The organism is Neobacillus drentensis (assembly GCF_036965425.1).
GTDB lineage: Bacteria > Bacillota > Bacilli > Bacillales > Cytobacillaceae > Neobacillus > Neobacillus drentensis_F.
Genome location: NZ_JBALPP010000097.1, coordinates 4,700 through 18,777 on the forward strand (window position 1 = coordinate 4,700; position 14,078 = coordinate 18,777).

Annotated in this window: 11 protein-coding genes and 3 pseudogenes; 12 read left to right on the forward strand and 2 right to left on the reverse strand. The window is 37.9% G+C overall.

Annotation, left to right across the window (positions count from 1 at the left end; translation table 11 throughout):
- Nucleotides 1–272 precede the first annotated feature (272 nt).
- The 12 genes and pseudogenes from V7161_RS21650 (at nt 273) to V7161_RS21700 (ending at nt 12,683) form a co-directional block, all read left to right on the forward strand.
- Nucleotides 273–1,230 (forward strand): annotated as a pseudogene (locus V7161_RS21650) (carbon-nitrogen hydrolase family protein).
- 12 nt (nt 1,231–1,242) lie between these two features.
- A pseudogene (locus tag V7161_RS21655) lies at nt 1,243–1,678 on the forward strand (universal stress protein); the annotation flags it as partial.
- A gap of 231 nt (nt 1,679–1,909) precedes the next feature.
- Nucleotides 1,910–3,169 carry an Nramp family divalent metal transporter gene (locus V7161_RS21660; protein WP_335714938.1) on the forward strand — a complete coding sequence of 420 codons (1,260 nt, stop codon included), beginning with the start codon at nt 1,910–1,912 and terminating at the stop codon, nt 3,167–3,169.
- Between the two features lie 109 nt (nt 3,170–3,278).
- Nucleotides 3,279–3,535, forward strand: a pseudogene (locus tag V7161_RS30440) (DUF6843 domain-containing protein).
- Nucleotides 3,536–3,806: 271 nt separating this feature from the next.
- Nucleotides 3,807–4,715, forward strand: coding sequence for a phosphatidylinositol-specific phospholipase C/glycerophosphodiester phosphodiesterase family protein (locus tag V7161_RS21665; RefSeq protein WP_335714939.1), 909 nt, complete (start codon nt 3,807–3,809; stop codon nt 4,713–4,715).
- 387 nt (nt 4,716–5,102) lie between these two features.
- Nucleotides 5,103–5,237, forward strand: coding sequence for a BA3454 family stress response protein (locus tag V7161_RS21670; RefSeq protein WP_335714940.1), 135 nt, complete (start codon nt 5,103–5,105; stop codon nt 5,235–5,237).
- A gap of 52 nt (nt 5,238–5,289) precedes the next feature.
- Entirely contained in the window at nt 5,290–5,961 is a 672-nt protein-coding gene (gene rpiA, locus V7161_RS21675) for a ribose-5-phosphate isomerase RpiA (protein WP_335714941.1), read from the forward strand.
- A gap of 102 nt (nt 5,962–6,063) precedes the next feature.
- Nucleotides 6,064–7,590 carry a glucose-6-phosphate dehydrogenase gene (gene zwf / locus V7161_RS21680; RefSeq protein ID WP_335714942.1) on the forward strand — a complete coding sequence of 509 codons (1,527 nt, stop codon included), beginning with the start codon at nt 6,064–6,066 and terminating at the stop codon, nt 7,588–7,590.
- Between the two features lie 3 nt (nt 7,591–7,593).
- Nucleotides 7,594–9,615 (forward strand): transketolase, encoded by a 2,022-nt coding sequence (gene tkt, locus V7161_RS21685; protein ID WP_335714943.1) that lies wholly within the window; start codon nt 7,594–7,596, stop codon nt 9,613–9,615.
- Nucleotides 9,616–9,650: 35 nt separating this feature from the next.
- Nucleotides 9,651–10,547 carry a phosphogluconate dehydrogenase (NAD(+)-dependent, decarboxylating) gene (gene gnd, locus V7161_RS21690; protein ID WP_335714944.1) on the forward strand — a complete coding sequence of 299 codons (897 nt, stop codon included), beginning with the start codon at nt 9,651–9,653 and terminating at the stop codon, nt 10,545–10,547.
- A 37-nt stretch (nt 10,548–10,584) separates the two neighbouring features.
- Entirely contained in the window at nt 10,585–11,247 is a 663-nt protein-coding gene (gene fsa, locus V7161_RS21695) for a fructose-6-phosphate aldolase (protein WP_335714945.1), read from the forward strand.
- Nucleotides 11,248–11,345: 98 nt separating this feature from the next.
- Nucleotides 11,346–12,683 carry a glucose-6-phosphate isomerase gene (locus V7161_RS21700; protein ID WP_335714946.1) on the forward strand — a complete coding sequence of 446 codons (1,338 nt, stop codon included), beginning with the start codon at nt 11,346–11,348 and terminating at the stop codon, nt 12,681–12,683.
- Between the two features lie 240 nt (nt 12,684–12,923).
- Here the strand turns inward: V7161_RS21700 and V7161_RS21705 are convergent, their stop codons facing one another.
- The gene (locus tag V7161_RS21705; protein WP_335714947.1) at nt 12,924–13,559 is read right to left on the reverse strand and encodes an FMN-dependent NADH-azoreductase; all 636 of its coding nucleotides are present in this window, start codon (nt 13,557–13,559) and stop codon (nt 12,924–12,926) included.
- 68 nt (nt 13,560–13,627) lie between these two features.
- Complete coding sequence (locus tag V7161_RS21710) at nt 13,628–13,951, reverse strand: winged helix-turn-helix transcriptional regulator (RefSeq protein ID WP_335714948.1); 324 nt, start codon at nt 13,949–13,951, stop codon at nt 13,628–13,630.
- Nucleotides 13,952–14,078 lie beyond the last annotated feature (127 nt).

Consider the following 14,078-nt stretch of genomic DNA (forward strand, 5'->3'; position numbering starts at 1 on the left):
GAATTAAATCACATTCTATCAACGTTTTATTTGAAACTATCTAATGAAAAAGAAAGGCCGAAAAATTCGTCAAAATTTTGTTCGCACAATTGTAAAAATTAAATATTTACAATTGTATAGGGAAGGAATAAAGGAATATCTGGTTTCTCCATTTTTGAAAGGTAAGGAGTATCAAGGGAATTGGATGGGTTAATTCTATGGTATTTGGATGGTTTGTTTTAATGATCTTTCTATTATTATATTGGTTAAATATCTACTAGAGGTGCATAAATATGGTGAATACGAATCAAAGTGTAAGGGTTGCTGTTATCCAAGCTGCTCCCATTATATATGGACCTTAGCGCAACCATAGAAAAATCAGTAAAATTAATAAGAGAAGCTGGAGAAAGAGGGGCAAAGATTGTTGTTTTTCCTGAGGCCTTTATCCCTGCATACCCTAGAGGCTTATCATTTGGTACGGTTATTGGAAGCCGTACGGAAGACGGAAGGAAAGATTGGTATCGATATTGGGACAACTCAATTCCTGTACCTGGTGAAGCGACAGAAGTACTTGGGGAAGCTGCAAGAGAGGCTGGCGTTTACCTTGTTATGGGAGTCATTGAACGAGATAGCGAAAATAGTGGAGGTACTCTTTATTGTTCAGTTATTTTCATCGGTCCAGATGGATCGCTTTTAGGAAAACATCTTAAATTAAAACCCACAGCAGCGGAACGAATCGTTTGGGGTGAGGGCGATGGAAGTACACTCCCTGTATTTGATACCCCGTTTGGAAAGATTGGTGCATTGATTTGTTGGGAAAACTATATGCCTTTAGCAAGGGCCGCTATGTATGCTCAGGGGGTTCAGCTTTATATTGCACCAACTGCCGATGCTAGGGAGTCATGGCAGTCAACTATTTGCCATATTGCAATGGAAGGAAGATGCTTTGTTCTATCTTGCAATCAATACGTAACGAAGGATATGTATCCTGGAAATTTAGCTTGTTATGATGATTTAAAGTCTGCTCCCGAAGTGATGTGTAATGGAGGAAGTGCCATTGTTGGACCTTTGGGTGAATACATTACTGAACCTGTTTGGGGAAAAGAAGATATCATCATTGCTGACCTTGATATGAAACAAATCTCATACAGCCAATTTGATTTTGATCCAGTAGGTCATTATTCAAGGCCGGATGTTTTTAAATTGTTAGTTAACAAAGAAAAACAAGAGAGCACACTTTGGAAGAGATAACAACAGATATATTGGGAGCGAAAGCGGACATTAAGAGGACCATGGAGACAGGAAGAAGTGATTTTTGTTTGTACGAATTTAAGACCTGATAGTGAAAGGCTCATCAGCCGTGGATTTCGGATTGCCTATCGCTTAAAAGCTACATGGTATGTTACTTATGTAAAAGACCATCATCCCTTAACAGAAGAAGAGGAGCAAGTATTATATAAAGTTCGCCAACTGACAGAACGGCTTGGCGGAGTATTTGAAATGTATGAAACCAAAGACCGGCGCAATGTCTTTAGAAAGCTGGTTAGTGAAATGAATGAGAAAAAGGCAACACAAGTGATTATTGGCCAATCCGCTCGTTCCCGATGGGAGGAGATAACAAAAGGTTCTGTTACTCAAAAAGTTGTTAAAAGAGGTACGTCATTTAGACGTTTTAGTAGTAGCAGATCAGAAGAAATAATAATTAACTGATAACTTCAACTAAACTAAAGCGGGAACTTGAGTTCAAGAAGGTAAGGCTGTTTCGACAGTCTTTTTTCTTATTAAACTAAAGGTATGGATTTATGGGTAAAATACGCTCAAAGGTGACTATATACATAAAATTTTTTCAATCCCTTTTCTTTCCTTTAATTTTGCAAATTACTGAAATAAACTATAAGTTCGGATAAAAGAAGGAGGTTGGACCCAAAAATTGTCTAACTCTTTGAATAGAACTTCTAATTCTCCTATAAAAGGAGATTCTAATGGAATTAAAAGGTTGCTGCCTTTTTTAGGTCCTGCCTTTATTGCTGCTGTGGCATATATCGATCCAGGTAATTACGCAACAAACATTTCGGCAGGGTCTAAGTATGGATACACATTATTATGGGTCATTTTAGTTTCTAATTTAATGGCTGTTTTGATTCAAACGATGTCTGCCAAGTTAGGGATTGCAACAGGTAAAAACCTCCCTGAAGTTTGCCGAGAAAAATTTTCAAAGAAGACTTCCATACTTTTATGGATACAAGCTGAACTTGTCGTTATGGCAACAGATCTGGCAGAATTTATTGGTGCATCGCTTGGAATCTATTTGCTCTTTGATATCCCACTTGTTTTCGCTGCTATTATTGCAGCCATTGGTTCATTCGTCATTTTGGAGATTCAAAGGCGAGGAATGCGTCCGTTAGAAGCTGTTATTACAGCTATGATTTTTATTGTTGTAATTGTTTTTGGGGTTCAAGTTTTATATGCAGCACCAGATGGAACGGCAATTCTCTCTGGTCTTTTCACGCTCAAATTTCAGGATGTAGATAGCGTTTTATTAGGGGCTGGGATGCTGGGAGCAACAGTGATGCCACATGCCATTTATCTGCATTCTGCCTTAACACAAAATAGAATTGTCGGAGAAACTGAAGAAGAACGGAAAAAGATTTTTAAATATGAGTTTGTAGATGTCATTATTGCGATGATTATTGCAGGTGGGATAAACGCGAGTATGTTAATCGTCTCAGCGGCATTATTTAATAAAAACGGACTTAATGTAAGTGATTTAGAAGTTGCTTTTAATGAATTTGGAAAAATACTTGGACCCTTTGTGGCAATATGTTTTGGAATTGGATTGCTATCCGCAGGATTATCAAGTTCTTCAGTTGGTACTATGTCAGGTGACATCATTATGCAAGGCTTTATTAAACGACGCATACCTATTTATTTGAGACGATTTATAACAATGATACCGCCGTTAGGAATAATTCTAATGGGAATTAATCCTTCTAAAGCTCTTGTTATAAGTCAAGTCGTTCTCTCTTTTGGAATTGCTTTTGCTTTAATACCTTTAATAATGTTTACAAGTAACAAAAAACTAATGGGGAAACTTGTAAATCACTCAATAACGTCGATCTGTGCGTGGATAATTGCTCTACTTATTATAACTCTTAATTTATTTTTGTTATATCATACTTTTATTAACTAAGAAGGGATATTTACAAAGTGATATTTCTTTAAAATCCTTTTACGATTGATTAGGGCTGCTTTAAAGTAGCTTTTTTCGTCGTTTCATTAACGGGGTAAGTTTATATGAATTGCACCTTATTCCCAGAGGGTTCGAGGGTTCTATTATAGTTTTTTATGATGTTATGAACAAACCAATTTTAGAACAGAAGGGAAATATTCTGTTATTCCAGTAAAACTTGAATATTTGAAAGCATTGGAAGGTACCGAAATACATCGATATGGCATTTACTTTACTTCTACTCAAGATCTGAACTACGGATTTGTGAACAATAAATATTATAACATAGTTGAAAATGGAGATAGAACTGCTATTAACCGGGTGTGAGAGTTTAAGAGCCGTGCCATACTTGAAAATGGAAATAGGGCTTTTTTATTGAATTGACAGTTAATGTATTTTAATAAACAAAAGATAAAAGTTAAATTGTTTTATTACATTATTGATTTTTCTTATTGTTTTTGTAAAAAATTTTGCCCACTACATAAATCTTGTAAAGTAATTAAAGGGTTTGTTAAGAATCCTGAATTTCCATTGAACTTTAAGGGTATTTCTCTAATATGGGTAAGGTAATCTATTTTTTACTGGAGGTATAGAAACCATGAAAAAATGCTTGGCTGTTTTAACCCTTTTAGCTTCTGTATTCATGATATCATTTACAGAAGTATTTGCTGCAGGTGTTGGTAATTCATTATTATCTAATCAAGAGACAGTGGTCCCTCTTGCAAAAGCTCATGCACATAATGATTACGAGCATACCCATCCATTAACAGATGCCCTGGAGCATGGATTTACGAGTGTTGAAGCTGATGTTTGGCTTGTAGACGGAGAACTACTTGTAGCCCATAATAAAGAGGATGTACGGCCAGATCGAACATTGAAATCCTTATATCTTGACCCATTAAAGGAAAGAATTAAAGACAATAAAGGAGCGGTTTACCCAGGATATGATAAAGACTTTACCCTATGGATTGATGTGAAATCTGAGGATGTTGCGACATATCAAGTTATCCATGAACAGCTTAATAAATATCAAAATATGCTAACGAAATTTTTGCCGTCAGGGGTAAAACCGGGGGCAATTACTGTCTATATTTCAGGGAATCGTCCTAAAGAACTAATGGAGAACCAGCCCGTTCGCTATGCAGCCTATGATGGACGAATGAGTGACATTGGATCCGGTGCTTCCAATGAGTTTATGCCAATTATTAGTGATAACTGGACAAAACATTTTACTTGGATGGGTGTAGGTGAGATGCCAAAAAATGAAAGGGAGAAACTGTACAATATTGTTTCAACCGCACATGCTAATGGCCAGAAAGTCCGTTTTTGGGCGACACCTGACACCTCATCTCCAGCGAGAGACGCTGTATGGAAAGAACTTTTGAATGCGGGTGTTGATTTTATCAATACCGATGATTTAGCTGGCTTGCAGATTTTCTTGATGAATAATGATCCTTGTCCATCTGAACCTAATATTACTTGGGAAGCCACTCACAATAATAAATAAAAGCTGAATATTTCGTGTAATTATTTCGGATTATTGGAAAACTCATTACTTTGTAGAAGAAAGATTAAATACAAAAAAAATGAACGAATAGAGTTAATAGTAACAGTGAAAAATTTGGTGAAAGAGGAATGGGTAATAGATAAATCTACAATTCAGATAAGTTGAGTCAACAGTAATTCTCTGTTGGCTTTTTTTGTGCTGAATTGTGAAGAACATTGCGTAAAATAAAAAATCTTGATTCTAAGATATTTTTGCTTGACGAAAATAATTTCAGGAAGTAATATGGTTACGTAAAGTAACTCGATGCATCAAAAATAACTTAAGAACTAAAAGTTATTTACTTTTAATTTATATAATTCACATTAAAATTTGAAGGGAGTGAAATATATGGTGGAAGTGACTGTTAAACTTCAATTGAGAGGTAAAAATTACCTGACGAATGTAATCGTTAAAAAAGATACACCTGAAGAACAAATTTTGCGTATTGCCCAAAAACAAATCGAGAAACAATGGTTAAATTAAAAAATGAATTTCGATATATCTTCAAGTCCTTAAATGAAAGGAGCAAAAGTCCTTGAATGAAAAAAAAGAAGTTGGAGAAAGAGCTGTAGAGTATGTGAAGGATGGAATGATAGTTGGACTGGGAACGGGGTCCACTGTATGGTTTACCATTACTAAGCTTGGAGAATTAGTTCAACAAGGACTTTCTATTAAAGGAATCCCTACTTCCAAACAAACGGAAAAATTGGCAACAGAAGTAGGAATCCCACTTGTTTCATTTAAAGAAATTGATCAAATTGATGTCGCTATAGATGGTGCCGATGAAGTAAATCGTGACTCAGCTCTTATTAAAGGAGGCGGAGGTGCCCTTTTAAGAGAGAAAATAATTGCGAAGGCAGCTAATACTTTTATTGTAGTAGCAGACCCACTCAAAATGGTGGATAAATTAGGAACTTTCCCACTACCAGTAGAAGTCGTTCCTTTTGGTCATGAAATGACAAAGAAATATATCCGAGAGCTTGGATGCAGTCCGCAGTTACGGCAAAAAGATGGGATCCCATTTCGAACAGATAATGGTAATTATATTTTTGACTGCAGCTTCCCAGATATTACTCATCCTGGAGATCTTGAAAGAGACCTGAATATGATACCCGGCGTGGTTGAAAATGGACTGTTTATTGGAATGGCTGATATCGTCATTACCTTGAATAGAAGTAAGGAAATTGTCATTAATTTACGAAAATAGTTGGGGATGAATGAGAAAAAATAAATTGGGTTGTCTCTATGGCATTCTTTTATTAGTCTTTAGTTTTAAGGAAGTATCTTACAATTATAAGGAGATATAACAATGGAATCAATGACCTTTGTCTTATTTGGAGCAACTGGTGATTTAGCTAAGAGGAAAATATTCCCGGCCCTTTACAATTTGTATATTGATAAAAAATTACCTCAACCAATATCCATAATTGGACTTGGAAGAGGCGAACAATCACATGATGATTTTCAAGAAAAAGTAAAAGAATCGATTTTAACCTTTTCGCGCCGCCTGGAGCATGATGTGACGGATATGGAGGAATTTGTTGAGGCTTTTCGCTATAGCAGGTTTGACGCAAACAAAATAGAGGATTATCAAAAATTGCTGCAAGTGGTAAAGCAAAGAGAAGAAGAACTGCAAATTGCGGAAAATCGTTTGTTTTACCTTTCCGTTGCACCTGAATTTTTCGACCTCATTTCATTAAATATAAAAAATAGCGGACTTGGTGCAACAAGTGGATGGAAACGTTTAATTATCGAAAAACCATTTGGACATGACCTCCAATCCGCTCGTGAGCTTAATGCAAAACTTAGCCAAGCATTTGATGAAGAGGAAATTTATCGAATTGACCATTACTTGGGTAAACCAATGGTTCAGAACCTTGAGGCTCTGGAATTTGCGAACCCGATACTCCAATCCATATGGAACAAGGATCATATTGCCAATGTCCAAATCACCGCCAGTGAGACGGTTGGCGTTGAAAAAAGAGCTGGTTATTATGATCATGCAGGTGCGATACGCGATATGGTGCAAAATCACATGATGCAATTGCTCATGATGACCGCCATGGATTTGCCTTATAAGATAAACGCGACTGAAATCCGAAATGAGAAACGGAAGGTAATGGAAGCCCTTCGCCCTATAGGAAAAGAGGATGTTCAAGCCCATATTGTTCGTGGACAGTACATTTCCGGAGAGATAGAAGGTAATCCCGTGATAGGTTATAAAGAGGAACCAGGAGTAAATCCTTCTTCTCAAACTGACACATTTGTAGCAGCTCGTTTATGGATTGATAATCCGTTTTGGAGCGGGGTCCCTTTCTATATCCGGACAGGAAAAAGAATGAAGGATAAATCGACTCGGATCGTCATCGAATTTAAAAATACTTTAAAACTACTGTATAAACATAATCAGCAAAATGTGGAGCCTAATCTATTGATTATTGAAATCAGCCCGAAAGAAAATGTTTCTCTTCAATTAAATAGCAAAAATCCATTGAATAACGGGAAAATCGAACCTGTTAGAATTAATTTTTCTTGTGAAGATGTAGAAAACTTTAGCTCAGGAGTCCCAGAGGCCTACGAAAGACTGATTTACGATGCTTTAATCGGAGATTCCACATTCTTTGCTCATTGGAAAGAAGTTGAATTGTCTTGGGAGTGGGTACAGCCAATACTGAATGCATTTGAGGAAAATATATTACCGCTTCATGAATATCGTTCAGGTTCATATGGGCCGGATGCCGCTGATGCCCTATTATCAGAAAATGACTTCAAATGGTGGCTGGATGAAAAAATTCAACAAAACAGAGAACCCGCACAAATGTCCAGGAGGATATAGACTATGTCACAAAATATTGAGAACTTAGCTGTTACAACAATTCGAACTTTATCAATCGATGCCATCAATGCGGCAAATTCCGGGCACCCAGGTCTCCCAATGGGGGCAGCACCAATGGCATATGCATTATGGGCGAACCATTTGAATCATAATCCTGATAATCCAAAATGGTTTAACCGTGACCGATTCGTTTTATCTGCCGGACATGGATCCAGTTTATTATACAGCCTGCTTCATTTGTCCGGTTATAATGTCACAATGGATGATTTAAAGAATTTCAGAAAATTGAACAGCAGGACGCCAGGGCATCCTGAATTTGGCCACACACCGGGTGTTGAAGCGACAACAGGTCCTTTAGGCCAGGGTATTGCCAACGCAGTAGGGATGGCTATGGCAGAAGCTTATTTGGCTGCAAAGTTTAATAAAGAAGGGCAGCCTGTAATTGATCACTATACGTATGCATTAGTCGGTGACGGTGACCTAATGGAAGGTATTTCCTATGAGGCGATGTCAATGGCCGGGCATATGAAACTTGGTAAGTTGATTGTCTTGTATGATTCAAATGATATCTCCCTTGATGGGGAATTAAATGTTTCCTTTTCTGAAGATATCAAGAAAAGAGCGGAATCTGCACACTGGAACTATTTAAGGGTGGAAAACGGTAATGACATTGAAGCCATTACAAAGGCAATCGAAATGGCAAAACAAAATACCGGTCAACCTAGTCTGATTGAAATCAGAACGATTATCGGTTATGGAAGCCCTAAGGTTGCCGGAACAAATAAAGCACACGGCGCACCACTTGGAGCAGAAGAAGGAAAGGTAACAAAAGAGGCCTATAACTGGCTGTATGAAGAAGATTTCTATGTACCTGAAGAAGTCAAAGCACATTTTGAACAATTAAAGCATAAGGGCATTGATACTGAACAAAGCTGGAATAACTTGTTCCAGTCTTATAAGCAAGCATATCCAGAATTAGCAGAGCAATTATCTAATGCCATTGATGGAAAAGTTCTGATTGATGCGAAAGATATCTTAACCTTTGATACTGGAAAGGCAGTGTCAACGCGTGTGGCGAGCGGAGAAGCAATCAACCATTTTGTCAATAAAATTCCAGCTATTTTTGGCGGCAGTGCTGACCTATCCCATTCTACAATGACCGAAATTAAAGGAGAACAAATTTACGCAGTTGAGTCTTACGATGCTCGCAATGTTTACTTTGGTGTACGTGAACATGCGATGGGGGCTGCAGCAAACGGGATGGCTTATCATGGAGGATTAAAGCCTTTTGTAAGTACATTCTTTGTATTCAACGATTATCTTCGCCCGTCGATCCGTTTGGCAGCATTATCAAAGCTTCCAGTCATCTATGTATTTACACATGATTCGATTGCCGTAGGGGAAGATGGTCCTACACATGAGCCGATTGAACACTTGGCGGCCCTACGCGCGATACCTGGATTGACTGTTATAAGACCGTCTGACGCTAATGAAACGGCAAGCGCCTGGGCATATGCACTGAAGCAAACAGAAGGCCCAGTGGCATTGATCTTAAGCCGCCAAAACCTGCCGGTTTATAATGAAACAAAAGCGAATCTGGAGAATATTTCTAAAGGAGCTTATATTCTGACTGAAACAACTTCGACACCAAATGTAATATTAATGGCTACAGGTTCCGAAGTCTCATTGGCTGTAAACGCAAAAACAGAACTCGAAAAGGAAAATATATCTGTTCGGATCGTTGCAATTCCAAGCTGGGAATTGTTCAACCAACAGTCCTCAGAATATAAAGAATTTGTATTGCCTTCTTCTATTACTAAACGCGTCGCCATTGAAATGGGAATCTCCCTAGGATGGGAACGCTTCGTTGGATACGAAGGAAAAATATTATCCATTGAAACCTTCGGTGCATCAGGCGAGGGTAATGCAGTTATGAAGCAGTTTGGATTTACTACTGAAAATGTCGTTCAAATGACGAAATGTGTTCTAAATCAATCTAAAGTAGCAATGGAAAGTGCTAAATGATCAATAAATTTTAACCGTTTTTGGAGGAGAATAACATGAAGGTTGGATTAATAGGGTTAGGGAAAATGGGGTTAAATTTAGGAAAAAATTTAAGGGATCATCATCACGAAGTCGTTGCATTTGATGTAAATTCTAAAGCTGTAGAAGAAATAAAAAGTTATGGGGCTGCAGGTGTAACAAGCTATGAGGAACTTCTTCAATCATTAGAAAAACCAAGAATTGTTTGGATTATGGTTCCCCATGCCGTGGTTGATTCTGTTATTGGTGAAATCAGGCCGTTCCTAGAAAAAGGGGATATTGTCATTGAAGCCGGTAACTCCCATTATAAAGAATCCATTCGCCGTTACAACGAATTGAAAGAACTAGGCGTGAGCTTTATGGATGCAGGCACTTCAGGCGGGATGGAAGGCGCCCGTAATGGGGCATGTTATATGGTTGGCGGCGATCCGGAAGCATGGGAAGTCGTAGAACCGATCTTCCGAGACACAGCAGTGGAAAATGGGTACCTTTATGCAGGCAAAACAGGAAGCGGCCACTTCTTAAAGATGGTTCATAATGGAATAGAATATGGAATGATGGCTGCCATTGGTGAAGGATTTGAAGTGCTTGAAAAAAGTGAATTTGATTACGATTACGAAAAAGTAGCAAAAGTATGGAATAATGGTTCTGTCATTCGTTCTTGGCTGATGGAATTGACAGAAAATGCTTTTTCTAAAGATCCAAAATTGGATGAGATTAAAGGAATCATGCATTCATCTGGTGAAGGTAAATGGACTGTCGAAGCTGCTCTAGATCTTCAAGCTGCCGTTCCAGTCATTGCAATGTCTCTATTGATGCGATATCGGTCACAAGAGAATGATACCTTTACAGGAAAGGTCGTAGCTGCATTAAGAAATGAATTTGGTGGACATGCTGTTGAAAAAAATAAATAAGAAGGCTTCATTTATTTAAATTGGAGGAATAAACATTATGAAATTTTTTATTGATACTGCAAATTTAGACGAAATCAAAAAAGCCTACAAAATCGGAGTTCTATCTGGTGTAACGACTAACCCATCATTGGTAGCAAAAGAAGGCGTAAAATTTGAAGACCGTATTGCAGAAATCCTAAATACCGTTCCTGAAGTGGAATCCGTATCTGCCGAAGTGACTCCCAACGCTTTAACAGCTGAACAAATGATCACAGAGGCAAATGAACTCATTAAAATTAATGGCGGGGATAAAAATATTACAATAAAACTTCCCATGACATTGGATGGATTAGAAGCATGCAGATATCTAACAAAAAAAGGTGTAAAAACGAATGTTACCCTTATATTCACCGTAAACCAGGCACTTTTGGCGGCACGGGCAGGAGCAACCTATGTTTCACCATTCCTGGGCCGGTTGGATGATATTAGTGAAGATGGTGTACAACTCGTATCTCGGATTGCAGAATTGTTCCGTGTGCAAAATTTAGGTTCACAAATTATCGCAGCTTCTGTCCGCCACCCGGACCATGTAACCCGTGTGGCTTTGGCTGGAGCACATATTGCAACGATTCCATTCAAGGTAATTGAGCAATTGGCTAAACACCCATTAACAGATCAGGGAATTGAAAAATTTGCGGCTGACTGGAAAAATACACTATAAAAATTAGTGAACCCAGAGAGCGTTAGAAATTTTCAAAAATACATGATGAATTTTCTAACGCTCTTAAAATGACATTTAAGATAAGGGAGAAAAATAAAATGACGATTTCTTTTGATTACACCAACGCACTCTCATTTATGCAGCAGAGTGAAGTCGACAACCTTAGCGAATTTGTAAAAACTGCCCATCATATGCTCCACGAGAAGAAAGGCCCCGGTTCTGATTTTCTAGGCTGGGTCAATCTGCCGAATGACTATGATAAAGAAGAATTTGCAAGAATTAAAACGGCAGCTGAGAGAATTCGAAGTAATTCCGATGCATTAATCGTGATCGGAATTGGCGGTTCTTATCTTGGGGCAAGAGCAGCAATTGAAGCCCTTTCCCATACCTTCCATAACCAAATGGGCAACACGACACAAATTTATTTTGCCGGTCAAAATATTAGTGCTACGTATATATCCCATTTGCTTGATGTAATAAAAGACAAAGATATTTCCGTAAATGTGATCTCCAAATCAGGAACTACAACAGAGCCCGCGATTGCTTTTCGCATCTTTCGAGACTATTTGGAAAAAAAGTATGGGAAAGAAGAAGCACGAAAACGGATTTATGCAACAACCGATCGCTCAAAAGGGGCTTTAAAAACACTTGCTGATGAAGAGGGGTATGAATCTTTTGTCATTCCTGATGATGTAGGGGGAAGATACTCAGTATTAACCGCAGTGGGTCTGTTACCAATAGCTGTGTCCGGTCTAAATATTGTCAAAATGATGGAAGGGGCAGCGGCGGCTGCAGACAAGTATAATAATCCGGACTTGGCAACAAACCAAAGCTATCAATATGCGGCTGTAAGAAATGCACTATACCGTAAGGGAAAATCCATCGAACTTCTAGTGAACTTTGAACCATCCCTTCATTTTGTTTCTGAATGGTGGAAGCAGCTCTTCGGAGAAAGTGAAGGGAAGGATCAAAAAGGGCTCTATCCTGCTTCTGTCGATTTTACAACGGATCTTCATTCAATGGGGCAATATGTGCAGGAAGGTCGTCGCGATTTAATTGAAACCGTTCTGTCGGTTCATAAGCCTAAAATAGATATAACCATTGAAGAAGAGGAATCTAACCTCGATGGATTGAATTATCTAACGGGAAAAACAATGGACTATGTCAACAAAAATGCTTCCCAAGGAACCGTTTTGGCTCATGTAGATGGGGGAGTGCCAAACCTTTCAGTCGAGCTTGATGAATTAAACGAATTTACTTTTGGAGAAATGGTTTACTTCTTCGAAAAAGCATGTGGAATTAGTGGTTTATTAATGGGGGTAAACCCATTTGATCAACCAGGAGTGGAAGCATATAAGAAGAATATGTTTGCACTGCTTGGCAAACCCGGATATGAAGCAGAAAAAGCGCAATTGTTAAAACGGATTTCTAAATAATTTCGTCAAATAAACACCCTTATCTTCCTGTTTTAGCAGTCAAGGTAAGGGTGTATTTTCATAAAGGCTATTTTCGCATAGATTGTTGTTTTTCGTATAAGTTCATCAACCCTAATAACTAGATTCTTCGTGGCATCTTTTCGTAAGCACATATGCCAAAATTGCTAGAAACATAGTAAATGCCATTTATTAAGTCCCAAAAGCAACAAAGTTTACGAGAAGAGCCTTCATAAAAGAGCACTAAAAAATTTTTGCTGCTTCCTTTGCGGTAATAATGGCTTTTTCTTTGATTTCTTGGGCTCTTTCTGGAAATTGAAGATGTCCTTCTATGATAATTTTTTCCAAGTTTTGTACTCCAAAAAAATTCATCATTACTTCAAGATATCGATGCCCCATTTCCAATTCCGCCTCTAGTCCCTCCGAATACACATCTCCCCGAGCTTGAATATGTATCGCCTTCTTTCCTATTAATAGGCCCTTAGATCCTTGTTTGGAATATTTAAAAGTTTTACCTGATACAGCTACAGCATCAAGATAGGTCTTCATGATGGCAGGGACAGAAAAATTCCACATTGGGGTAACACATACATATTTATCTGATAATATGAATTGTCCACCGAGTTCGGCTAATCGTCCAACCTTAGACCTTTCTACGGAAGTTAATTGCTCAAATGATGTACCTGTTTGAAGTTTTTCCCAGCCATTAAATACATCTGAATCGAGATAGGGGATGTCTGCTTTATATAAATCAAGGTGGACAATTTTATCCTGAGGATGAAACTCCTTATAAGAATCGATAAATGCTTTTCCAACTGCTAAGCTATATGACCGTTCGGGGTCAAGAGGATGTGCTGTTATATAAAGAACATTTGCCAAAAATCTCATCCTGCCTTTCCTAAATTTACGGTTTTCCTTATGTGAGTAAATACCCTTCTAAAATCTTATTAATAATTTTCTTTCATCCAATTCGTTGCCCACTGACTAATAGGGCCAAGAATTTTCCCTAACTCGTGTCCCTTTTTCGTTAATAAATACTCTGTTCTTACTGGGCGCGCAGGAATAACATGACGTAATACAATTCCATGCTCTTCTAATTCTTTCATTCTTTCTGTCAACACTCGTTTACTTAAGTCAGGTATAATTGAGTGAATTTCACTAAAACGCTTTGGTCCGCTTAATAATACATATATAATTAACCCTGTCCATCTTTTTCCTATTAATTCAAAGGATTTTTCAACCTCTGGTTGAAGGTTTTCCTGTCCTTCCACTAAATATCTTACCCTCCTTCATTCATACACACATTTTATTTCTTATGAACTTATTGTAACCAAATATGCATAGTAAAAAGCTTATTAATCAAATTTTTGTTTAAAGTAAAAAAGGGAAGTTTCCATT